Source organism: Vibrio sp. 10N.261.51.F11 (genome assembly GCF_041471665.1).
GTDB classification, from domain to species: domain Bacteria; phylum Pseudomonadota; class Gammaproteobacteria; order Enterobacterales; family Vibrionaceae; genus Vibrio; species Vibrio crassostreae_C.
Genome location: NZ_JBFROW010000031.1, coordinates 87,917 through 109,900 on the forward strand (window position 1 = coordinate 87,917; position 21,984 = coordinate 109,900).

16 protein-coding genes and 1 pseudogene are annotated in these 21,984 nt (G+C 43.5%); 9 read left to right on the plus strand and 8 right to left on the minus strand.

What is annotated here, in order from left to right; genetic code table 11:
- Window positions 1-293 precede the first annotated feature (293 nt).
- From AB4351_RS10465 to AB4351_RS10475, 3 genes are all read left to right on the plus strand, one after another.
- Entirely contained in the window at window positions 294-1,307 is a 1,014-nt protein-coding gene (locus AB4351_RS10465; RefSeq protein WP_372125902.1) for a manganese-dependent inorganic pyrophosphatase, read from the plus strand.
- Between the two features lie 353 nt (window positions 1,308-1,660).
- The gene (locus AB4351_RS10470; protein WP_372125904.1) at window positions 1,661-2,113 is read left to right on the plus strand and encodes a hypothetical protein; all 453 of its coding nucleotides are present in this window, start codon (window positions 1,661-1,663) and stop codon (window positions 2,111-2,113) included.
- Between the two features lie 277 nt (window positions 2,114-2,390).
- A complete protein-coding gene (locus tag AB4351_RS10475; protein WP_004736343.1) occupies window positions 2,391-2,594 on the plus strand; it encodes a hypothetical protein in 204 nt (67 codons plus the stop codon).
- A gap of 399 nt (window positions 2,595-2,993) precedes the next feature.
- On the opposite strand, the gene AB4351_RS10480 is transcribed toward AB4351_RS10475, so the two are convergent.
- The 3 genes from AB4351_RS10480 to AB4351_RS10490 all read right to left on the minus strand — a co-directional run bounded on the left by AB4351_RS10480 (window position 2,994) and on the right by AB4351_RS10490 (window position 7,487).
- Entirely contained in the window at window positions 2,994-3,860 is an 867-nt protein-coding gene (locus AB4351_RS10480; protein WP_372125906.1) for a RelA/SpoT domain-containing protein, read from the minus strand.
- Window positions 3,860-6,019, minus strand: coding sequence for an NACHT domain-containing NTPase (locus AB4351_RS10485; RefSeq protein ID WP_372125908.1), 2,160 nt, complete (start codon window positions 6,017-6,019; stop codon window positions 3,860-3,862). The genes AB4351_RS10480 and AB4351_RS10485 overlap by 1 nt, the downstream gene beginning before the upstream one ends.
- Before the next feature lie 571 nt (window positions 6,020-6,590).
- A complete protein-coding gene (locus tag AB4351_RS10490) occupies window positions 6,591-7,487 on the minus strand; it encodes a LysR family transcriptional regulator (RefSeq protein WP_108192839.1) in 897 nt (298 codons plus the stop codon).
- Between the two features lie 98 nt (window positions 7,488-7,585).
- Between AB4351_RS10490 and AB4351_RS10495 the strand changes: the two genes are divergently transcribed.
- Entirely contained in the window at window positions 7,586-8,470 is an 885-nt protein-coding gene (locus AB4351_RS10495; RefSeq protein WP_372125910.1) for an SMP-30/gluconolactonase/LRE family protein, read from the plus strand.
- 112 nt (window positions 8,471-8,582) lie between these two features.
- Here the strand turns inward: AB4351_RS10495 and AB4351_RS10500 are convergent, their stop codons facing one another.
- The 3 genes from AB4351_RS10500 to AB4351_RS10510 form a co-directional block, all read right to left on the minus strand.
- The gene (locus tag AB4351_RS10500) at window positions 8,583-9,482 is read right to left on the minus strand and encodes a DMT family transporter (protein ID WP_372125912.1); all 900 of its coding nucleotides are present in this window, start codon (window positions 9,480-9,482) and stop codon (window positions 8,583-8,585) included.
- Between the two features lie 243 nt (window positions 9,483-9,725).
- Window positions 9,726-10,121 carry a pentapeptide repeat-containing protein gene (locus AB4351_RS10505; RefSeq protein WP_372125935.1) on the minus strand — a complete coding sequence of 132 codons (396 nt, stop codon included), beginning with the start codon at window positions 10,119-10,121 and terminating at the stop codon, window positions 9,726-9,728.
- Between the two features lie 164 nt (window positions 10,122-10,285).
- Window positions 10,286-11,548 (minus strand): amidohydrolase family protein, encoded by a 1,263-nt coding sequence (locus AB4351_RS10510; protein WP_372125913.1) that lies wholly within the window; start codon window positions 11,546-11,548, stop codon window positions 10,286-10,288.
- 405 nt (window positions 11,549-11,953) lie between these two features.
- Between AB4351_RS10510 and AB4351_RS10515 the strand changes: the two are divergent.
- Window positions 11,954-13,305, plus strand: a pseudogene (locus tag AB4351_RS10515) (CAP domain-containing protein).
- A gap of 305 nt (window positions 13,306-13,610) precedes the next feature.
- Window positions 13,611-14,099, plus strand: a complete 489-nt coding sequence (locus AB4351_RS10520) for a hypothetical protein (RefSeq protein ID WP_050644589.1) — start codon at window positions 13,611-13,613, stop codon at window positions 14,097-14,099.
- Window positions 14,100-14,199: 100 nt separating this feature from the next.
- On the opposite strand, the gene AB4351_RS10525 is transcribed toward AB4351_RS10520, so the two are convergent.
- On the minus strand, window positions 14,200-15,948 hold the full coding sequence (locus AB4351_RS10525; RefSeq protein WP_372125915.1) for an amidohydrolase: 1,749 nt from the start codon (window positions 15,946-15,948) through the stop codon (window positions 14,200-14,202).
- Between the two features lie 320 nt (window positions 15,949-16,268).
- Here AB4351_RS10525 and AB4351_RS10530 point away from each other — a divergent pair, with 320 nt between their 5' ends.
- Window positions 16,269-16,787, plus strand: a complete 519-nt coding sequence (locus tag AB4351_RS10530) for a lipocalin family protein (RefSeq protein ID WP_017060193.1) — start codon at window positions 16,269-16,271, stop codon at window positions 16,785-16,787.
- Window positions 16,788-16,881: 94 nt separating this feature from the next.
- Here AB4351_RS10530 and AB4351_RS10535 read toward each other — a convergent pair whose 3' ends face one another.
- Window positions 16,882-17,496: a TetR/AcrR family transcriptional regulator gene (locus tag AB4351_RS10535; RefSeq protein WP_102393158.1), complete on the minus strand. Its 615-nt coding sequence runs from the start codon at window positions 17,494-17,496 to the stop codon at window positions 16,882-16,884.
- A gap of 204 nt (window positions 17,497-17,700) precedes the next feature.
- On the opposite strand from AB4351_RS10535, the gene AB4351_RS10540 reads away from it, so the two are divergent.
- Window positions 17,701-18,813: an efflux RND transporter periplasmic adaptor subunit gene (locus AB4351_RS10540; protein WP_372125917.1), complete on the plus strand. Its 1,113-nt coding sequence runs from the start codon at window positions 17,701-17,703 to the stop codon at window positions 18,811-18,813.
- Window positions 18,814-18,821: 8 nt separating this feature from the next.
- Window positions 18,822-21,920 carry an efflux RND transporter permease subunit gene (locus AB4351_RS10545; RefSeq protein ID WP_372125918.1) on the plus strand — a complete coding sequence of 1,033 codons (3,099 nt, stop codon included), beginning with the start codon at window positions 18,822-18,824 and terminating at the stop codon, window positions 21,918-21,920.
- The last annotated feature ends 64 nt before the right edge of the window (window positions 21,921-21,984 follow it).

The following is a 21,984-nucleotide window of genomic DNA, read 5'->3' on the forward strand; positions in this document are numbered from 1 at the left end:
ATAATTCATTTCAATAAGATTATCTCATTTCTAGTATGTGGGTTGATGATGTTATGTGGTCAATAAATCAGTGTCTTAGCTTTCTTATCATTAGGGTTCATTGAAATTCATTGTGAAATAATGAAAAGCTAACCTAATCCAAGTTGAGCTTTGGTGTGATTAACAGTGAAAGCCTAAGGGCAATTACATTTAGTTACTTACTGAAGTAAAACTGAAATATTAGTTACACGGTTCTGAAATTTTTGGTGTTTAGCTTATGGGCTTCTATATCGCATTTAAATAAGGAAATACCCGTGAAGCTAACCCCTGTCGTTGCAGCCGTAATTATGTCTTTCAGTTCAGCAAGTTTTGCTTTTAGCTTGCAACAATCTGCCAATGAAAACAGTGAAGATCTCGTATGGACAGGGCACCTAAGCCCAGACAGCGACACGGTAATGTCTGCGATGCTCGCGGCTCATATTTATGGTGGTACGGCGACAGTGCCTGAGCCGATTAATCCTGAATCGACGTTTATCTTGAACTACTGTAATGCAGAATCTCCACGTGTAGAGACAGATTACTCTTCATACCGAGTGGGGCTGGTTGACTTCAACCAAGTGACTCAATTAGCACCAACTATTGATCAAGCATCCATTGTGGCAGTGGTCGATCATCATGCGATTGGTGGCTCTCCAATTAACACCCCGCAGATTGTCGAGATGGATATCCGAGGTTGGGGTTCAGCTGCAACTATACTGGCTGACAATGCTGAAAAGCTCGATGTGACATTACCTAAACACCTCGCTTGTGTTGGCTTGGGTGCGATTCTTTCTGACACAGTGGTATTCCAATCAACAACTACAACAGATCATGATCGTGAATACGCAGAGAAGCTGGCGAAGGTTGCAGGCATTTCAGATATCGAAGACTTCGGTCAACAGATGTTGGTTGCTAAGTCAGATCTCAGTCACCTTTCTTCTGAAACCATTCTGACGCTGGATTACAAAAACTTTAAATACGGTGGCAAACAGGTGGGTATTGGTGTGGCTGAAACGCTAACGGCTCAACAACTGATTGACCGTAAAGGTGAGCTTTTGGCAGCTATGAAAGCCTACAAAGAAGAGAACGGGCTAGACTATCTGTTCTTCTCCATCACAGACACCAAGAACAAAGAGGCAAACTTACTTTGGGTGGATGAAAGTGACTACCAAGTCATCAAATCTGCTTTCAATGCCGAACCAACAAGCGATATGCTGACCCTAGAAGGCGTCACTTCACGCAAGCGTCAGATTGGCCCTGCGGTACAAAAGGCAATTGAGAGTTTGTAGAGAGTAAGAGCCGTTACTTTATAAATAAGTAGTGAAGGGATTGGTAGAGATACCAATCCCTTTTTGTTTTTGGGTGTGCTGAATTAGATTTGGATAAAATTGAGTTACGTTTTTTCTAATTTGACAAAGTTTATGGATAACCCGGATCTAACATAGCCCTTTATGATACGAATCCCAAAGGACATTCACGACCAACCACGTGAAGAGTTAGACTTAGAGTGGTCTTAAACAAGTAACCAATGCTAGTCGCGGATTTCCATTATCGGTAAGTTAGTATTCATAGTTTGAACCAATAATACAGTGTTTTATTGTTTATAGTAAATCCCAGACAGAATGACTAACAGGACAATGAAATGACCTCAATCAAAACCATTGGTTTAACAGCTATCGCACTTGCACTTATGACAATTACTGGCTGTACCAGCTTAAAGGTAAAGGCTGCGAACGTATTCGTGTCTGACCCAATTATCAAACACGCAGACCACGACCAACTTACCGAAGCCAGTTCGAAAATCGATGGTATCCGTTATACATCAATGACGACGACGATCATCACGACCAAAGCAGCCAAGCGCACAAATGGAGTTGCTCGCGTAGACATCGAGGCTGATGGAATCGAAGAGGTGCAATCAAAATGGCATGGTGAAGAACACGTTTGTCAGATGTACCACGATCGCATGAACAATCCAGAAACTGAGGGCCTGTCAGACATCGTTGATAATGGGTTAGCGCTGAACTACCAGATCGCTATTCGTGGTGTTGATGGTCAGTCCTATACTTGTTCTGGGCATGTAGATCCACAATAACAAAAAATAACACTGCGCTTTACTGGGTCTATTTCAAAATTTGGAAACGAATTTTTTTTATCGCTGTTTGGTGAGCAATGTGCCTGTTTTTCACATTAGCTAGTTGTATTACTCGTGCCATACCTAATGAAACGTTTAAGGCACTGTCCAGTATTGATTGTGCACATCACTGTCTTGTTTTTACACAAATCTGACATTGATGAATGCCATAAGCTATCGATATAAACATCAACATATTGTATTATTATATCCGTATTTATACTTATTAGGATTTTCTATGTTGATTCACGAATTTTCGAATAAGGACGTTACCGCTGAGCATGTAATTTTAGCTCAAGCAATACTAGCAGGGACTGCTCAAGGTGATAAAAGTAAAGCACAGCGCTTTATGATTTTTGTAAATGAGATTCCAGATGCGCCGACTGTGCAAAACCTGATTCCACGCTTTAGTCAATTTATGAAGCGCTTTAAAGCCAGCTGACATTCAGAATACGTTACACAGGGATGTGTAATTAAGATCACCAATTCCCCCCTAAACACTACCTACTTTTAAACTCTATCTGACCCTATGCTCGCTCTATATCTAGCCATTGTTGTCGGAGGACAATAGAGTTTGATCAATTTTAAAAACGTTTCTGGACATTTCTGAGTTAGAGAAACCACCGCTAGATATAGAAAAAGAGGTCATATAGACCTCTTTAATGGATTCGTACTCTCGATACAAAAACCATACACCACCGTCCAAGGTTAGCCTTAAATACCTCGGAAAATCAAGAACTTGTCTTTCTTGATAATTAGGTTTATAAATATTCTATCATTACTTTTGTCGCCAGTTAAACAAGCAAGGAAACTTAAGAGCTAAAATAATACCTAGTACATATCAAGAATATTCTTCAACAAACTCCTCTGGAGTTCCTTCTAATATTTGAGTATTTCTAACAAACACTGTATTGGCAAACCAAATCAAATTTTTCAAAGTCAAAGGGTAATCAAAACCTTTATTGTACAATTCAGAGATAAAATCTTCCCTGTCTACACGGAAAAACTTTTTTGCCAACTCCACATCCGTGTTGAAAATTTGAATGATATCCTCACAAAGAGCAAAGTCCTGAATCCTCAACCTCAATTTTTGCCGAAGCATCGCCTCCCAGTTTTTTTGCTTGTAATGCTTATACGCTACGTCTTCAAGAATTCGAATCATAGTCCACTCACTTGTTTCCAAAGAAGCATAGACGCCATTCAATTTTCTAGATTCTGTAGAACTATCCTTCCAATCATCTTGAAACTTAAATCTCAAATCGTGCTCTACTTCGTGCCAGCCTTCTGAAAGCACAGTTCTAATTTGAAGCTCAAACGTATCATCAATACAATGTGAATTATCACAATCTAAAGTAAATCTTGTTTCACTGGGTAACTCATACACTAAGTTATAACGAACAGGCTTGAATGTATTATCATCAAGGTCATCAATGCTCGCATCTTTTTTTCTCTCGCTATAAGTCGTACTCATAACTTTATGCACTAGCCCTATATCATCGGGGAAGTACAGTACGACTCTAATACCTATTAAGTCCTGTATTTTTGAGAGCCCTTCTAAGTATTTAGCTTTAGAGGCTATTTTCTTGCTTAAGGAACGAGAATCTTTCGCTCTTGAAAAAATACGATACATTATTCCAATTTTATCAAGCGACTTTGATATACCTTGTACAAGATCTTTCTCAATTAATGTAGGGAGATTTTGTTTCATTATACTTTCCCTAGCATTTCTTTAATAAGAACAATGCTATTCCTATTAATTGCAATGTATTCACCGTCATCTGCATTTTCTAAAATTTGATTAGACTTCATTCTTTTAATTTCTAATGTAATTTGACGTTTTGTATACCCTTGCTGTTGGCACACTTTATAAATACTTACCATAGGGATATGCAACCTATCAATTTGGGCTGAACCTACACGCCAATAACGCTCTAAAATCAAGCGAGTAAGCTCATCAATCTCTTCTTCATCATCATTATGTGGCTTATACCCCTCAATATCATTAATAAGCCCATTGTTATCGATACAGTTTAAGAAAAGGAAAGACTCGGTATCTACCAGTTCTCCATCAATAGTACATCCATAAAATTTACAGTTGAGAAATGTTACTTCTTGGATGTTTTTTGCTGTGAACTCGATATCACTAAATACACAATCACTAAATGATATTTCATTTACTTTGCTAGTTTTGAATAGTTTGTATTGTTGTATGTTTAGAGACATTATTGAGCATTGGTCGTAATCTTCGGAGCAAATCTCGCCTAACATATTTAACTCATATTTAAATCTATCCGAAGCAGTTAGAAACTCGTTCATCGGTTCTAATGCACCCCAGAGTTTTGCTCTATCCTTTTTCTGCCTAGGTGCGTATGAAAGCACAGCTGGTTCGACAAATCTTTCATCACTTGCCATCCATTCATCTTCACAATTCAAGACACTCTCAGCTATATAGTTCCCAAACACAAACTCATTTACAAATTCAATTCGACCTTCGCCTTGATTACTTCGGTCAAAAAATGCGTGGTTCGATAAAGTGTTACTTAACGAGTCTATTGAAGGGCGGTCACTTACCCCATATGACTTTCTTGCCTGCTCTAAAATACCTAAGCACTTCTTCGACTTAAAAAATTCTATTAATTTTTCTTTAGATTCAGACGTATAGTTTCGTTCGCACATATCTTCCGCAAGCATAGTCAAGAGAGCACTTTGATTTTCAGGGGTAATATGTAGCTTTTGACGCTCTTGTTCACGCTCCAGCATGCTATTAAAATATCTATCTACCAATTCGTAAGGGGAATCACACAGTTCTTGAAACTTATCGTCTGCCACAAAACGTAAGTAAGACAGAAGTACAGGGTTAGATACTTCTGTAAGATTCAAGCCAACGCTCTCTATTTTATTCTGTCTCTCAGAGCCTAACCAATCACATACTTCTGGGCGCTCAATTCTGTAACGTACAAATTTGAACTTCTCATCAAACTTATCAACCCAATCACTAAAAGTAGCACCATCAAACATCGCTGACTTTCGAGACGTAATGATAATTTTTGCCTTTCCTTCCAGCAACTCACTGATAGTCTCAAGCATTGGTTCTGCATTTTCATAGTCTTCACTAGATTCTGACTTTTGAGTATCCGAAAGTAATTCATCAAAACCATCAAGAACCATGACAATTCGACCATTCTTTAGCTCGTATTCAACTATGTCTGAATTTACCTGATTAAAAGCTCTGTCGACTTCACGTACAAAAACATGACTAAAAATCCTCGCTTGCCTGTCTCTAGAGAATTCCGTAAAGAAAGGGATAGGATTATTAGAGTCTGAAACCAGATTATTTATCAGCTCATATGATGTACATGTTTTACCAAATCCAGCTGGTGCTTCAATGAGAATCAACTGAGCAGAATCATCATTTAATCTAGATGTAATATCTTCAATGATGCCGTTTGATGGCTCGTGACTAGACTTAGCTACGGTATATGGGGCATTAATATAATGATAGGATAGGTCTTCATCTTTTTCTGGGTATGCAAGCATTACTGACTTAACGTATTCATCATACTCACTTGTAATACGATTTCGCCAAGCCTCAACATCAAAAAATCCGTTAAATAATCCAACTTCAATATCATTTAACGTTGAATACTCAGTAACCTTTGCTGAAACACCTAATTCATTAAGGTTCTTAATCTTTTTTTCAATCTGTATCTTATCGTCAGGGTTATTCGCTATCTTAACAACCTCTGCATTATGGAAGAAACCTGACCTAAACGTAAATGTAAGGTACGAACTGTTTGAGTAAGGCTTTTTGTATTCAAACCCGTACTTTTTATATTTTTCGATTACTTGACTAGCACACAGAATCATCTAACCAACTCTTTTTATTAAGTTTATTAGAGCGATGATATCAGATTCATATACATCAGTCTTTGTAACAAGGCACAATTTTAATATCTATACCTATCTCAAGGTCATAGCCATCTGAGAGTTTGAATTGCTCCTATCAAAGGTGACATTAACAGCCCTTATGAACGAATTATCAAATGAATTGCTAATTGGCACATTCAATGAAGAGTTAGGTGTTGTGGTTCAACTATCTAACAAACTTTGGGGCAAATCCGTGTTAGCCCAACCTCAAATCCCCTCCTAACCTCCCCTTAATCCGCATCTTCGATCCATTATGATTCGTGGAAAGGGGAGGAACTGAATACCGATGGCGGCATGTGCATTTACACATTCAGCGCCAAAGAAGGTTCTCCCCCTCGGTCGTCAATCTAGAGGGGAGTGATGAACTCAACTTGAGGGGGAGTTAGAGGGGGAGGCTGTTTAAAAATCGACGAAAACACGGCAGCCTATCAGCTATTGAAAGCACTGCGATTGACCCTGATATGAATGGAACGCACATGCATTCCAATTGAAAGATTCAGCGTTCTAAAACTCACAACGTATAAGCGTTATTCGATTCCAACCACTCTTTTACCGCTCGGTTAAAAGTGACCAACTTCTGCGGTGTTACTCTTCTTTGAGCATAGATAAGACTTAGTTTTTGGGCTTTTATCGACCATTCTGGGAATACGTGAATAAGCTCACCTTGTTTGAGCTGCTCTTCAACTTGATAGAACGGCAAGCTGGCGACACCTATCCCTTGCATTGCTAACTCCAAAATTGAACTGTAGGTATTAGAGCTAACACTTCCGGTTACTTCAACATGGTAGGTTTGTTCGCCATTGATCAACTCCAGCTGATTCCAACGTTCATTTTGACTGTTAAGAATGAAGCTGCATTTATGGATGTCTTTGGTGGTGGCGAGTGGGTAAGTTGATGCGTAACCCGCACTGCAAACGAGAACATTGCGGATGTGCCCGAGATCGTTGGCAATCACATCATTAGGGAGTTCATCGTAGGCTCGGAAAGCAATGTCAAAGTCTCCAGACTCTATCTTCTTTTTCATCGGCCCAAAGTCGAGAATCAAATCCACTTTTGGGTATTCTTGCTTGAAGGTAGGGATGATGTGACGACAAAGCGCACGCCCAAACTCTATCGGTGCGGTAATTTTTAAATCGCCTGCCACTTCCTGCGTCATGTCTAAGACACGCATTTCCGCTTCGGTTGCTAATAGTTGAATTTGCTTCGCTTTCGAATACAACTCTTCACCTACTTCCGTGAGGCTGATAGAACGAGTCGTTCTGTGAAACAGTTTAGAATTCAATGTTTCTTCGAGTCGTTGTACATGCCGAGACACCAAACCTTTTGACACATCCAATACTTCAGCTGCCTTGGTGAAGCTTTGCTCTTCGGCGACAGTCAAGAAGGTCTGCATATAAATCAAATTCATCATTAACACCATTTAGTAAACAGTGAAGTCATTTTGTACTGTTTTTCTCACTCCTTCAAGAAACTAAGATTCAAAACGTAAACAGAAAGGAGAGAACAATGAACAAATTACTACTTATTACCGCTGCAATGGCTGCCTCTATGAATGTTTCAGCTGCCTCTGTTGTAGAAAGCAACCCAACATTGGTTGGAGACTCATTCGGCTTTGTTGAAGGCCCAATATGGGATGTGGAACATCAACGTTTCTTGTTTAGCGATATACCAAATAACACAACCTATTCTTACGATCTTAACGGCAAGCTGAGCGTTTTTGATGACAATTCTGGCTATGCCAATGGTCTCGATATCGATGCGAAAGGCAACCTTTGGGCGGCCCGCCATGATAGAAAGCTGTCGTACCGTCAGGGTAACGGAGAGAAAGTGATTGTCGCTGCAACGTATAACGGCAAGCTGCTCAATAGCCCGAACGATTTAACCGTTAACAGCGATGGCAGCGTGTGGTTTACCGATCCTCCGTTTGGTATCCAAGGTTACGGCCCAGCAAAGGCAGAACCAGAGCAACCGGTTAACGGCGTTTATCGTTACCTAGATGGTGATCTAAAGTTGATCTCTGGAGAGTTCAAGCTACCAAACGGCATCGCTTTTTCTTCTGATGAATCTTCGTTATACGTTGCCGACACATCTGATGGCTGGGTATACCGATTTGATGTTGATGGACAGTCACTCAGCAACAAGACGCAGTTTGCCCAGGTGAAGGCGGAGTCTGGCTCTGAACCTATGGTTGATGGCGTTGCTGTTGATGCCGATGACAACCTCTTTGTTGCAGCGCATGGTGGCGTGGGTGTGTTCGATAAAGACGGTAAGCAAATAGACTTCATTGCTATCGATGCGGGCCATATCAGCAATCTAGAAATTGGCGGGAAACAGCAAGATTTACTGATGGTAACGGCATACAACAAAGTGTTGGTGTTCAAGCTTAAGTAACACCTTACACAAACGAAAATAAAAAAGGACGGGTAGAAATACCGGTCCCTTTTCTCATTTGAATAGGTCGAAAGTGGATTAGCTCGATGCGCAGTAATGATGCTGCCGACGATTAAGGCTTAGGCTGATTGGTTTCTACATCAAGCGCCGTTTGATTTGACCTACTGAAATACTTCTTCCATTTTATTGGCATCATAGGAATGACGATTAGGCTGATGCCGACAAGGGTCAACATGTCTGGAATCTCGTCAAACCACATCACGCCAAATAGGGTCACGAACACCAACCCCGAGTATTCCGCGAGAGCAATTTGGTTTGCTGGCGCTTTTTTATAAGCGACCACCACAAGGGCATGGTATCCCAGAACGAATAGGTTGATTGCCATAATCCACCCAACATGACGCCATTCAATCGCCGCCCATGCAGGCAGAGCAAGAGCAAGAGCCAACGCCAGCGGTAGAGTCATCACACTGGTCCAAAATAGTGTCGAGATAATGTGTTGTTCTGCGTGAAGACGTTTAATCAAAATATTGCCGACACCCATCGCGAGCGCACTGCCTAAGCCTGCAATAGCGGCCCAGTGAAATTGCTCTGGACGCAACACGATTAACACACCCACGAAACCAATCAGTGTCGCCACCACTTTTGATGATGTCGGCTTCTCTTTCAGTAAAACAATAGAAAGCGGGAGCATAAGAATGGGCCCAACATAGAACATCGCATTTGCAGTCGCCAAGGTGAGGTGTGTGATGGCAATCATTGCGCAGCCGCTGCCCACTAGGATGAATTGAGCCCGCAAGAAATTGATGCGACAACCACCTTGCATGCGCGTCTCTTTGGGTAGCTTTAGCCAAAAAGGAAGCAGCAACATCACGCTCAATAGCTGGCGGATAAACACATATTGGAACGTGGGCACTTCACCGTTCAGCACTTTGAGTGAGACGTCTGAAAAGGAGGCGAGCAGGTTTGCGAATACTAAGAGCAAAATCGCGTGGTTGGTGGCTTTGGTCATACAGAAACAGTGCTACATATTTGTCATACAATTATGGGCGCACATAATACATGAGAATCGAAAATATGTAAGAACAAAAACCAAGTAAGAAGAATGTCGTTCGATGCTTACTTATATGGGGTGCGAGATTTGCTGTTACGACCTGAGTTCAGTAGGAGAGTGCCCAGTCCAATTCGGTATTTATTGAACAATCGAATAAATATGCAACAACATCAGCGCATTGGAGATCATCGCTGTTTGAGCCTACTTGGCAGAGAGACACTGTCGGGTAGGATCGCGCAACTCAATAATGGTATTGCCTGTGTCTTTTCGTTTGAAAGCAGAGTCATTAACTTGAGCATTGCTGAAGTCAGTGCGAAACAAGTCGGCACGCAGTAAATCGACGTTGAGCATTTGGACGTGACTCATGTTGGAGTTACGTAGGTCAGCATCGCGGAAGCTTGTATTGTTGAGGTTCGCATGGCTGAAATTGGCGTAGGTGATGTCAGCCTCATTCATGTTGGAGCCTGATAAATTGGCGCCACTAAAATCGGTACGTATCAGGTTGGCGCAACGAAGGTCAACATCTTGAAGCGCTAGATTACTTAGATCGGTATTACCTAATTGTGCCCGTTCGCCGCCTTGGTTTTCCAACCACAGTTTATGCTGTTCTAAAATAGAATCGAGTTGTTGTCAGAGTTTGTTGGTCGAAAGCGAGATCAGTTTTAGGCGATTCAAAGAAAAGCAAACAACCAAGTTAGTCATCTCGGTTATTTGCTTTAGATTTGTTGCTTTTATGGTGAATGGACGAGCGCTTTTCGAGGTTAAAGCGTGTTTTTGTACACCTTACCGTCTTTCATGATCAATTTTTGTGTCTCTGTGTTAGCGACACAAGCAACACTTTCCAGTGGGTTGCCATCGATGATCAATAGGTCGGCATACGCGCCTTCAACGATCTGACCTAACTTGCCTTCTTGGTATGGGTGTTGATAGGTCGACATCTCGAACAAGCGTCCACAGTTTGATGTCGCCATGCGAAGTGCGGTGATGGTATCGAATACTTGCTCAATCGCACCAAGCTCATTCAATTGTGTCGCATGAACGTTGGTCTCACCCACACAGTCAGTGCCAAAAGCGATGTTCTGGATGTCGTATTTCTTAATCAGTTCTGCTGACTTGAACATCGCTTTGCCTACGCGTTCTGTCTTGCGGTATGTCTCTTCATTTGGCAGCGGGATCTTACGCTCTGCAATCAATGAAGAGGTAAAGTAAGAAGGAATAACCCAAATGCCTTTCTCTTTAATGATTTCTGCAATGTCGTCGTCCATGATAGTTGCGTGTTCGAAAGACATCACGCCCGCTTCAGCGGCTCGGCGCATTGCATCAGAGGTGTGGATGTGCGCGGCAACATAAGTGCCGTAATCAGAAGCGGCATCAACCGCGGCTTTCATTTCTTCTGATGTGAATTGCAACGTGTCTAGTGGGTCGAACGTTGAAGATGCACCACCACCCGCCATGATCTTGATTTGAGAAGCGCCCATAAACAGTTGTTCACGCACAGCTTTTAATACTTCTGAACGACCATCTGCCACTTTCATTGCGCCAAGCTTCATCATAGGTGAATCTTCATGCCCGTTAGCTAAACGCTCTTGTGCTTGGTTTTGACGGTAATCGGAGTGACCACAAGTTTGCGAGATAGCCGCCATTGAAGGAAGAATACGTGGGCCAGTGGCATAGCCTTTGTCGATGCTGTTTTTAAGGCCAAGCGTATTACCCGCCACGTCGCGAATGGTAGTAAAACCGCGCATTAACATCTCTTCTGAAATCTTCGCTGAGCGAATCGCCACTTCTTCACGCGTCATGGTATCAATCACATTAAAAGAGGCAGAGAGCGTGATATGAACGTGCGCATCAATCAGGCCTGGCATGACCGTACCGCCTTGAGCATCAATCGTTTCATCGGCAATCGTTGGGTCAATCTCTCCAATCTGAGTGATCAAGTTATCTTCGATGAAGATTGATACGTTCTCGATTAAGTTGTTATCAACACCGTTAAATACGTTCGCGTTAGTGATTAGCTTTTTCATAGTCTGCACCTTTTGGAAATGAGTGTGTGTCGCTGATGGAGTCATCTTATGGGGCGCAGCATTTGAAGAATGGCCATTTGGTGACAAGCAATGACGAGACTTATCTTTTGGTGCTTTTCTATATTTCTAAGTTTTTCCTATTCGAACGTTAAGGTGTATTTCAAATCGTCGTCACCTTGTGTTGAGAATCAATTTACCGAACTGTAACTGGCTCTAAAACGGAAGGCCTAAGGAAAATACTGAATGAGTTCATCTGCTTATAGGTCGAACGTTAAATTGACAAGATCTTATAAAATGTTAAATCGGTGTCAGTATTTAGGGGCTCTGACATTGGTCTGAAATTTAAGTTCGTTCTATGAGGCAACATCCTTACATCAAGAAAAATATATGGTTAAGGATTAACTCATGAAAAAACAAAATATCTCGGCAGTCGCCCTTTTAGCACTGATTATTACAGGTTGTGGCGGAGAAAGTTCATCAGGAGGTGACAGCACAACGTCTAATAACGCTAATGTTCCAAGTAATCCAAGTAATCCAAGTAATCCAAGTAATACCGGCTCATCATCTACCTCTCAGCAGCCTGACATTAAAGCTCTTAGCAACAATATGATTTTTGCGATCGAAGGTTTTATCGAAGAAACGGATCCAATCAGAAATTTCTCATCTATTACCGTCAAAAACGAGCTGCCTGCGTTCAAGAGTGGAGATACTCAGAAGGTTGATGTGACTATCGCTGTACCAACAATCGTTATCGATAATGGCAGCAACTTTGTTAACGATTGGCACTGTTACGAAACCACAGGATTAAGCGCGCAAAGGAAGAATCATCAGTTACTTGTGGACGGTACAATTTCTGAATATCGATACGATATGCAAAGTAACTCTTGTTCTAGTGAGCAATTGGGATCGTATGTGTTTAACGATGCGGTGTTCGACAGTTCGTTGGAATTTAAAACCGTTGGCAGCGTAGTTTCCAAAGATGGGAGCGGGATAGAGTCTAATTTACCTACTTACGATTTTATCGCTCAAGCTTATGGAGAGCAGTCAAAAGAGCGGTTTGGTGATTCTTGGGAATTATTACAGCGCGACAAAATTAACGCAGCAGCTAAGGAGGTTGGGGCCTCGATCTTTGAGTTGAACACTTCATCTGGAAAGATCGATTTGGATCTAGGTCAGCTTAATAGCGACACTCTCATCGATTTCGCTTCACTAGATACAAATCAATTATTGAACGGTGCGATTTGGGGGATGCCCGGTCAAGGCGTTGCCGATGATAAATGGTGCCGAATTGTGAATATTCCAGAAGATCTAAGTCAGAACAGTATCAAGTACCAATCTGTTATCTCGACAAATTGTGCGAGGTCGACACAACGTTATTGTGATGCCTTTGGTTCATCGTTTTCGAGTGGTAACTACCCACCAGCAGCTCCTATCGCTTGGGACAATAACACGGCGAGTAATGCTCAGTTGAACTCAGATGAGCAGTACCGAAGAGATGCTCAAGGTCCTTTGTTGTGAACAGTTCTGGTCAGAATGCGTTTGTCCTCTCATCCAATTCTGTTGTGATTCCTATTTTTGGTTACACCAGCCCGCGAAGTGATGGGCAAGTTAACAATGCTGGTCTTAATAGTTGGGCTGGTCACGAAGGTCACTGCCAAAACGTGATGAATAGCCGACACACAAAGATGGGGATTGGATACAAAGCCAGTAAGTCAGATGCATCGAAGATGTCTTATTGGACGCAAGATTTCAATTAACACACTCATTGCCTAAATAAGGGTCATCCATTTAGCGTTTTTATTCTTTCCTTAGTTGGTAGTGGCAGGTTACTTGGTAGTAGCAGATCACTCGATAGTGGCACTTTACTCGATAGTGCCATTGTACTTTACAGTGATACGTGGGCGATCAGGATTATTAAAGGTGGAGGCGCGAGGACACCATGGCGATTCATTAATGTCGTGAATGATTTTGAGTGGTGTCATGAAATGGTAAGTTTTGCTTCGATTCGAACGCTAAGATGTATTTCAAATCAAGGCTACTTATCAAATTAGAGAGAGACAGAATGACTAAATCAGACAAAGTTTACGGGTTCAACACACCACAACGTCTATTCGTAGGTTACACGTTAGCCGTGCTGGTGGACTTAGTAGTACTTAACTTTTTCGATGAGTACTGGGACTTCGTCAACATTGAATCTTTCACTATTTCTTTGATAGCGGCGTTGTTGCTGCAGTTATTGTTGAAGCTCTCTATTGGCTTAGAACACAAGGTAGCGGATTACTTCAAACAGAAATCTGGAACGGCACCTAAGGTGTATCGAGCGCTGTCGACATACATTATTCTTGTTGGCTCAAAATTCGTCATGCTAGAAGCGATAAACCTTATGTTCGGTGACAAGGTGAGCTTCACAGGCCCTTGGGGCGGTGTAGTAGCGTTCTTCGCTGTGGTATTTACGATTCTGGTTGCTGAAGTGATTGTATCGAAGATCTACTTTGCTCTGGATGAAAAGCAAGATTCAAATGTGAACGCGCTTAAAGACACCAACGCGTAACACAACATAAAATACAGATGTGAATAACAGACGAGCCAGCTGAATAAGCTGGCTCGTTTTCGTTTGAGTTGCGATAACCAATTCGATACGCGAATTGGCTTTATTTTTCGTAAACCACATCCCCGCGTAACACCGTCATCAACACTTGAGTCTTAGCGATTTGTCTTGCTGATACTGTGGTGATGTCGCGGTCGAGAATGGCGAAGTCAGCGGATTTGCCTACCTCAATAGAACCTGTTACATCTTCAATTCCAAGACTTTTGGCGGCATTGAGCGTGTAAGCGTCGATGGCTGTGTAGATATCGGTTAGGCCGGTTTGGCCCATGATTAAGCTGTTCGCGATGCCGACTAAAGGGTTGATGTCGTGTACGTTCCAGTCACTGCTTAAGGTGATATTCGCGTCGGTCTTGAGTATTGCATCGAGGTTCATCATGGCTTTAGCACGGCGAGCACCTAGGAAAGCTTCAGCCCATTGGTGTTGATGCCTTGCAACGTAATCAGAGCCAACTTGGAAATCTGCAGTTACATCTAACTGGCGAAAGCGTGGCACATCTTCATCATTGATTAATTCGACATGGGTTAGGGTGTAGGGTTTGGTTGAACCTTGTTTGCGAATACTTTCTATCGCATCAAGAGATTCACGAACCGCTCCATCACCAATCGCATGAATGTGGGCGCTAAAGCCGATTTTCTCGAGCGCAGTTAACCATTCTTTCATTTGTTCTGGCGGAATATAGTTCAAGCCATTAGGAGACTGGGGTAGATAAGTATCTAAGTAGGGCGCGAGTGTTTTGGCGGTGCCATTGATAAAGATGCCATCACTGTACATTTTCACCTGATCGACAAGTAACAGATGGCTTTTATCGTCGGAATGCATTTTCTCAAAGACTTCTAATTGAGAAGACATCACCATCGATGGGTACACCCAAGGGCGTAGCGATACTCGCGCCGTTAAGTCTTGATTTTGCTCGGCCTCTAGCCAAACGTCATACCAACCTCGTTTCCAATACATGCGACCGTCGCCAATGGTGGTGATGCCGTGGGTTGCCGCTTCCTCAAGCCCGAACATTAAGCCTTGGTAGCTTTGCTCAAACAGTTCACTTTGGCTATTCCAAGCCATCTCCATCACTTGATCGCCAGCATTGTCTAGCAAGATGCCATTGAGCTTGCTGCTGTCTTGGTCTTTTAAATAAACACCGCCTTGTGGGGCTGGAGATTGTTGGCTGATTCGAGCGATTTTTAGTGCTTTTGAGTTGACCCACATCGAGTGTGAAGTCTGCTCCATAAGCACCACGGGGCGATTAGGGAAGACACTGTCGATGATCTCTAGTGGCGTGTAGTCAGAGTCGCTATCGAGCGTCGCTTCCAAAGAAAAACCATAGCCCATAAGCCAACCTCTGCCATCGGTATCAGCATTGATCTTACACGCTTCTAAGTAGGGGATTTGCTCTTCTAACGTTGCTTCAGAGTCGAGTTCACAATTGCCACCCAGCTCTGAGGCGGCTTCAAACACATGGTTATGGTTATCAATAAATCCCGGAAGGACAAAGGCATTGTCTAAATCAATGACATCAGTGCTTTGCCCTTGAAAAGTTTGCGCCTGTGATTGGTTACCAATGAAGATGATCTTGCCTTTGTGGGTAACGATCGAGTCCGACTCACGATGCCCGTATATATCAGCATTGATAAAGATCTGGTCAGCACTTTGGTTATGAACAGATGTTTGCGCTTGAACTGGTGTTTGTGTTTGAACAATAGTGTTGGCTTGTGCAAGCACCGGCGCTACGGCCGATAAGCTTGTGAGTGATGCTATCCATGCAGTACGTGGCAGAGTGAGCTTGTTATTCATTATTATGTCTTCCATGTTCCACGGTTTAGTAAGTATAGAAAGCGAGTGGCGAGAATCATATCGTGAATTTTTAATAATAAAGTGTCCTTGGTTGCTCTCTTGTTTGAATGTAATTCCAGTGCCTTTTGAGGTGGTTGTGGGAATACAGCTCGTCAATAAAGGATTGCGAATCCATTCGCAGACTAAACAATTCACATAAGGTTCTGAATAAATTACAGTTAAGTGAGCTATAAAAATGGATTTAACGTATTACCAAGGATGTAAGTTTATGTTTTCAAGAGACTTACTCGCATTACTAATAAAAACAAGTCGAGGTTAGGATGAAAAAAATATTATTGCTGCTTAGCGTGATCTTATTGGGTGGTTGTGTTGGCATGCCCGAAACGGTAAAGCCTGTTCAACAGTTTGAGTTGGAACGATACCTAGGGAAATGGTACGAAGTGGCTCGTTTGGATCACTCGTTTGAGCGTGGCTTAGACAACATCAGCGCTGAATACAGCCTTCGTGATGATGGCGGCGTGAAGGTGATTAACCGTGGTTATTCGGCGGAAGAAGGTGAGTGGAACGAAGCGGAAGGAAAAGCGTACTTCGTTGAGGGCTCTGAACAAGGCTATTTGAAAGTGTCTTTCTTTGGCCCTTTCTACGGCGCTTATGTCGTGTTTGAATTAGACAAAGAGGGCTACCAATACGCGTTTGTTTCTGGGCCCGACACTGATTACTTATGGCTACTCGCAAGAACGCCTGAAGTCGCACCAGAAGTGATGGAGAAGTTTAAAGCCATGTCGAAAGAGCGTGGCTTCAATACCGATGAGCTGATCGTTGTGGAACATACCCAATAAACCGATCGCTGTTATTGCTGAGAGTGACTGAAGATTGATAAGGCACAGAGGATGAATTTCTCTGTGCCTTTTTTATTCAAAGATAGAGCTACAATTAACGAGGCTGGTTGCCGTTCAAGAATAGCGCGACACATTCGCGAGTGTAGTGAAGCCTTTCTTCTTCGGATTCTCCGCTATCGTGACCGAAGAATGACCAATACGCCGATTTGCCGTGAAACATCAGCAACAGTTGGCGTGCTGCAATGACTGGCGAGCTTGATGTCGACAGTGTGAGATCACCAGAGTCTATTTTCGACTGCAAATAATCAGCAAGTAATTTGGTGGTTTTCTGAGGCCCAGTTTCTAAATAGATAGAGGCGATCTCTGGGTGCGTGTTGGATTGGCTCACAGCATTTTGAAAGGTCTGTCTGGACTGCTCATCAAGTAACAAATCTTGAAACTTCACACCAAACTTCACCAATTCGTCTTCCAAAGTGGCATTCATATCAAAAGCAGAAGGGCTGAGTTCGCGCTCGGCACACTTAGTTTGCATGCAGGTTTCGAAAAGCTCGTCTTTGTTTTTAAAGTGAGAGTAGACCGTTTGCTTGGAAACGTTCGCTGCTTTGGCTATTTGATCCATATTGATCTTGAAGCCATGTTCAGAGAAAAGTTGGCTGGCTGCGGTTAAGATCTGCGATCTCTTCTGTTCACTCTTGATGATTTTTGTCACGTGCTGTTTCTCGTTACTTGCTTGGTACTTGGCTTTGCTCAGTTCAATGCATTTCGTTCTGCGCTAAGCATTATGCTTTTTGTGATGGTTTTATCAATCATTAACGATGAAACTTACTTTTAACATAATCAAACTAGACAGTCTAGTTTGGTTTGGTTAGTCTAAAAAAAGAACATGATTGAGTACTGCATAGGAACAGTGAGTATGTATAAATTGATGAAGGGAAGTGCGGTGGCGTTGTCTCTATCGGCTTTTCTTGTTGGATGTGGCGAAAAGGAACAAGCCCAAGAGTCGGTTGATTCAACCGCTGAAACGGCTTCGAGCGTCCAAACCATTTTAACTGTAGAAACGATGGCCTTGGCGCTGTCTTCCTCTTATGCAGTGCAGCGTGAATATGTGGGTGTGGTTAAGGCGGGTCAGCAGGCCAATTTAGGTTTCGAGTTGGCCGGAAAAGTAAATGCGATTTTAGTGGATGTCGGTGACACAGTAACCGAAGGTCAACCGTTAATCCGGTTAGATACTCAATTGCTGCAGACTGAATCTAGCCAATTGAAAGCACAAGCCGAAGAAGTGAAAGCTCAACTGAGTCTTGTGGCCGCGAACTTAAAGCGTCAGCGCTCATTGAAAGCAAAAGGCTTCAGTGCTGAGGCGGAAATTGATTCGTTAACCAGTGAACAGCGCGTGTTGCAGGCGAACTTATTGCGTATTGATGCCTCGGTAAAAGGCAATGAATTGAAGTTGGTTAAGTCGACGGTTCGTGCGCCTTATTCGGGCACTATCGCAACGCGTTTTGTGTCGTTGGGTGATGTGGTGAATGTCGGTAATCCTACTCTTACACTGCTTGCCTCTGAAGGGAAGGAAGCCTTCATCGGTATTCCTGCTCACCAAATGCAAAAAGTCACCTCACTTTCTTCGCCTAACATCCGAGTTGGGAGAACAGATTATGCCGTGGAGCTATTGAATCCCGGCGCAATGGTCGACACCCAATCTCGCAGTGTCGGTTTGCGTTACCTATTCCCTGAACAATCATCGGTATTGGAAGGGCAACTTGCCTACCTTAAATTTGATGAGCAGATTGATGACTCAGGTTACTGGGTGCCATTAACGGGTTTGATTGATGGATTGCGCGGTGTGTGGAACATCTTTGTGATTGGTGAAGACAATAAGGTTGAACGTAGAAGTGTTCAGGTGTTGTTTGCCAACAATCAACAAGCGTATGTGAGTGGGGCGATTGAAGACGGTGAACAGGTCATCGCCAGTGGTTTACATCGCTTAGTTCCGGGCCAAATCGTGAAACCAGTCAGTGCGGCTGAGTAGGTAATAGTATGAAAATAATAGAGACTATTTCCAACACTCGACTGCTTATCTTGATGACCGCACTGCTGATGGTGAGTGGTATTTCGGCGTTCATGACGTTGCCGCGTGCAGAAGATCCGGTGATCATCAACCGTTACGCGAACATTACTACCAGTTTCCCCGGCGCCAGTGCCGAGCGTGTTGAAACCTTGGTAACAGAAGTTATCGAGAACAAGCTGCGTGAGCTGAGTGAAGTTAAACTCGTGAGCTCGACGTCAAGGCCGGGCGTGTCTATTGTCACCTTAGAATTGAATGACACCATCACCGAGCCAGAACCCGTCTGGTCCCAAGCTCGCGACAAGTTATCTGATATCGAATCCATTTTGCCTGCGGGTGCTCAATCGCCTGATCTCGATAGCGACCATACCTATGCTTTCACGACCATCGCATCTCTAACTTGGTCTGGTGCAGGCGAGCCTGATAGGTTAACGCTGGGCCGTTATGCCAAAGAGCTCGCCAAGCGACTAAGAACTTTGTCGGGTACTGAATTCGTTGATGAATACGGGATGCCGCAAGAAGAGATTCAAATCAGTTTACGTACGGCCGATGCCGCTGCTCTAGGGCGTTCAAGCGCCAATATCGCTGAATCGCTCGAAGGGGCAGACGCCAAGAACTCGGCGGGTGAACTGGTCAGTGCTTATTCTCGCTTTGGCTTAGAAATTAAATCTGAACTTGATTCCATTGAACGCATTAAGCAAGTGCCAATAGCCACTGATAGCAAAGGTCACATCATCCGTATGGAAGACATTGCTTCGGTGAAACGTGGTGAGAAAACCCCACAAGACCAGATTGCTATTGTTGATGGTGAGCCGGGTGTGATTGTCGCGGCAAGAATGCACCCTGATCTGCGAGTTGATAACTGGACGTCGCGAGCTAATGCTCTGATTGGTAAATTTGAGCAAGAGTTACCAAGTAACGTTAAGGTGACCGTGCTCTTTAATCAGCAAGGTTATACCGAGACTCGCTTAGACGATTTAGGCAAAAGCTTGATGATCGGTTTCGGTCTGATTTTGATTGTGCTGTTTGTCACTTTAGGCGTGCGTGCCGCGATCTTAGTCGCCATTTCTCTGCCGTTAACCTCATTATTGACCTTGTCGATCATGAAAATGACCGGTGTGCCGATTAACCAAATGTCGGTGACAGGCCTAATTGTGGCGCTCGGGATCATGGTTGATAACGCGGTGGTGATGGTCGATACCATTCAAGCTTATCGTTTGAAAGGGCAACAACGAGCAGAAGCGACCATGAATGCATTGAAGCATTTATGGGTGCCGTTATTAGGCTCAACTTTAACTACCGTGTTGGCGTTTGCCCCGATTATCTTGATGCCGGGTGCATCGGGTGAGTTCGTCGGTGGTATTGCGATTACCGTTTCTTTCTCATTGATCGGCTCTTACATCATCTCGCACACCTTAATCGCAGGCTTAGCGACTAAGCTACTGCCGAAACAACTCAGTGATGTCGACAAGAAAGGACAGCACCATTGGTACATGACCGGCTTAAGAATCCCGGCTTTGACGCGCTGGTTCTCGTCTTCTGTCCGCTTTGGTGTCACGCATCCAATTATCACGATTGCTTTGGTGTTGTTGGTTCCGTTTACCGGTTACTGGAGTATGTCTCAGCTGACTGAGCAATTCTTCCCGCCATCAGACCGAGACATGTTTGAGATCCAGGTGTACATGCCGCCGCAAGCGAGCATTTATGCCACTAAAAACACCTCTGAAAAAATCGACGATATCATTCATCGTTACCCTGAAGTGGAGCGTATCGATTGGCTCGTGGGTGCAAACTTCCCATCCTTCTATTACAACCTGCAAGCAAGGCAAAATAATGCGCCATACTTCTCGCAAGCCATGGTGAAAACAGAGAACTTTGACCAAGCCAATGCGCTAATTCCACAGTTGCAAAAGGTGTTGGATGAAGAGGTGCCGGAAGCACAAATCTTGGTACGTAAGCTTAACCAAGGGCCTCCATTTACCGCGCCCGTTGAACTGCGAGTGTATGGTGAAAACCTCGATACGTTGAAAGCGATTGGTGAGGATGTGCGATTGATTTTGGCGGGTGTTCCTCATGTGACGCACACAAGGGAAACGCTGCAACCGGGTACGCCGAAGGTGTGGTTGAAGGTCGATGAAGATACCGCGAAACTCAACGGTATTTCATTGAACCAGTTCGCAGGTATGCTGCAAACTACGCTGACAGGTCGTGAAAGTGGTTCTGTGATTGAAGGCAGTGAGTCGGTACCAATCCGTGTTCGTGTCGCAGATGAGGCGCGTGAGAACTTAGCGCATTTAAGCAATATTCGTTTGCCAATCAGTTCTGATGTCTACTCAACGGGGATCAATGTTTCGACTCTGGCAGAACTGGAATTGACGACCAGTCGCGGCGCGATAACCCGCCGAAATGGGCAACGTGTGAATACCATTGAGGGCTACATTGAAGCGGGTGTCTTGCCTCAAACCGTGCTCAATGAATTCCAAAAACGCCTAGAAAACTATCAGATGCCATCAGGCTACACGATTGGTTTTGGTGGTGAATCCGCTGAACGAGATAATTCAGTCAACAGTCTCATTTCGAATGTCGCAGTCGTGGTGGTATTGATGGTGTTGGTGGTGGTGATGTCGTTCAACTCGTTCCGAATGAGTAGCATCATCTTCATGGTAGCAGGATTGGCTGGTGGACTAGGGCTGTTGTCGGTGTGGACTTTCGGTTATCCGTTTGGCTTTACGGTGATCATCGCCATGCTCGGCATTGCGGGCTTAGCGATTAACGCTGCCATTGTCATTCTGACCGAATTGAAGCTAGACAAGGAGGCTTCCTCTGGGAATGTTGATGCGGTCGTTGAGGCGGTGATGTCGTGTACTCGCCATATCAGCTCGACCACGATTACAACCGTTGGGGGCTTTATGCCGTTGATTATTGCTGGAGGCGGTTTCTGGCCTCCGTTTGCGGTCGCGATTGTGGGCGGTACCGTATTAACCACGCTTATTTCATTCTACTTTGTGCCTGTGGTTTATCATTTGATGACTCGAAATCAGCGAAAATCCATGACTACTCAAGCGGCATAACTGTTTTTCGATTTAACGTCTCTTCAATTTGGCTACTCTTTAATTGCCCATAATCGAGCCGTAT

Excerpts from the sequence above, each read along its gene's own strand:
- AB4351_RS10510 (WP_372125913.1), bottom strand. The coding sequence starts at position 11,548 with ATGAAAAAGCTAATCACTAACGCGAACGTATTTAACGGTGTTGATAAC.
- AB4351_RS10480 (WP_372125906.1), bottom strand. The coding sequence starts at position 3,860 with ATGAAACAAAATCTCCCTACATTAATTGAGAAAGATCTTGTACAAGGT.
- AB4351_RS10495 (WP_372125910.1), top strand. The coding sequence starts at position 7,586 with ATGAACAAATTACTACTTATTACCGCTGCAATGGCTGCCTCTATGAAT.
- AB4351_RS10525 (WP_372125915.1), bottom strand. The coding sequence starts at position 15,948 with ATGAATAACAAGCTCACTCTGCCACGTACTGCATGGATAGCATCACTC.
- AB4351_RS10470 (WP_372125904.1), top strand. The coding sequence starts at position 1,661 with ATGACCTCAATCAAAACCATTGGTTTAACAGCTATCGCACTTGCACTT.
- AB4351_RS10490 (WP_108192839.1), bottom strand. The coding sequence starts at position 7,487 with ATGAATTTGATTTATATGCAGACCTTCTTGACTGTCGCCGAAGAGCAA.
- AB4351_RS10530 (WP_017060193.1), top strand. The coding sequence starts at position 16,269 with ATGAAAAAAATATTATTGCTGCTTAGCGTGATCTTATTGGGTGGTTGT.
- AB4351_RS10540 (WP_372125917.1), top strand. The coding sequence starts at position 17,701 with ATGTATAAATTGATGAAGGGAAGTGCGGTGGCGTTGTCTCTATCGGCT.
- AB4351_RS10475 (WP_004736343.1), top strand. The coding sequence starts at position 2,391 with ATGTTGATTCACGAATTTTCGAATAAGGACGTTACCGCTGAGCATGTA.
- AB4351_RS10545 (WP_372125918.1), top strand. The coding sequence starts at position 18,822 with ATGAAAATAATAGAGACTATTTCCAACACTCGACTGCTTATCTTGATG.
- AB4351_RS10500 (WP_372125912.1), bottom strand. The coding sequence starts at position 9,482 with ATGACCAAAGCCACCAACCACGCGATTTTGCTCTTAGTATTCGCAAAC.
- AB4351_RS10485 (WP_372125908.1), bottom strand. The coding sequence starts at position 6,019 with ATGATTCTGTGTGCTAGTCAAGTAATCGAAAAATATAAAAAGTACGGG.
- AB4351_RS10520 (WP_050644589.1), top strand. The coding sequence starts at position 13,611 with ATGACTAAATCAGACAAAGTTTACGGGTTCAACACACCACAACGTCTA.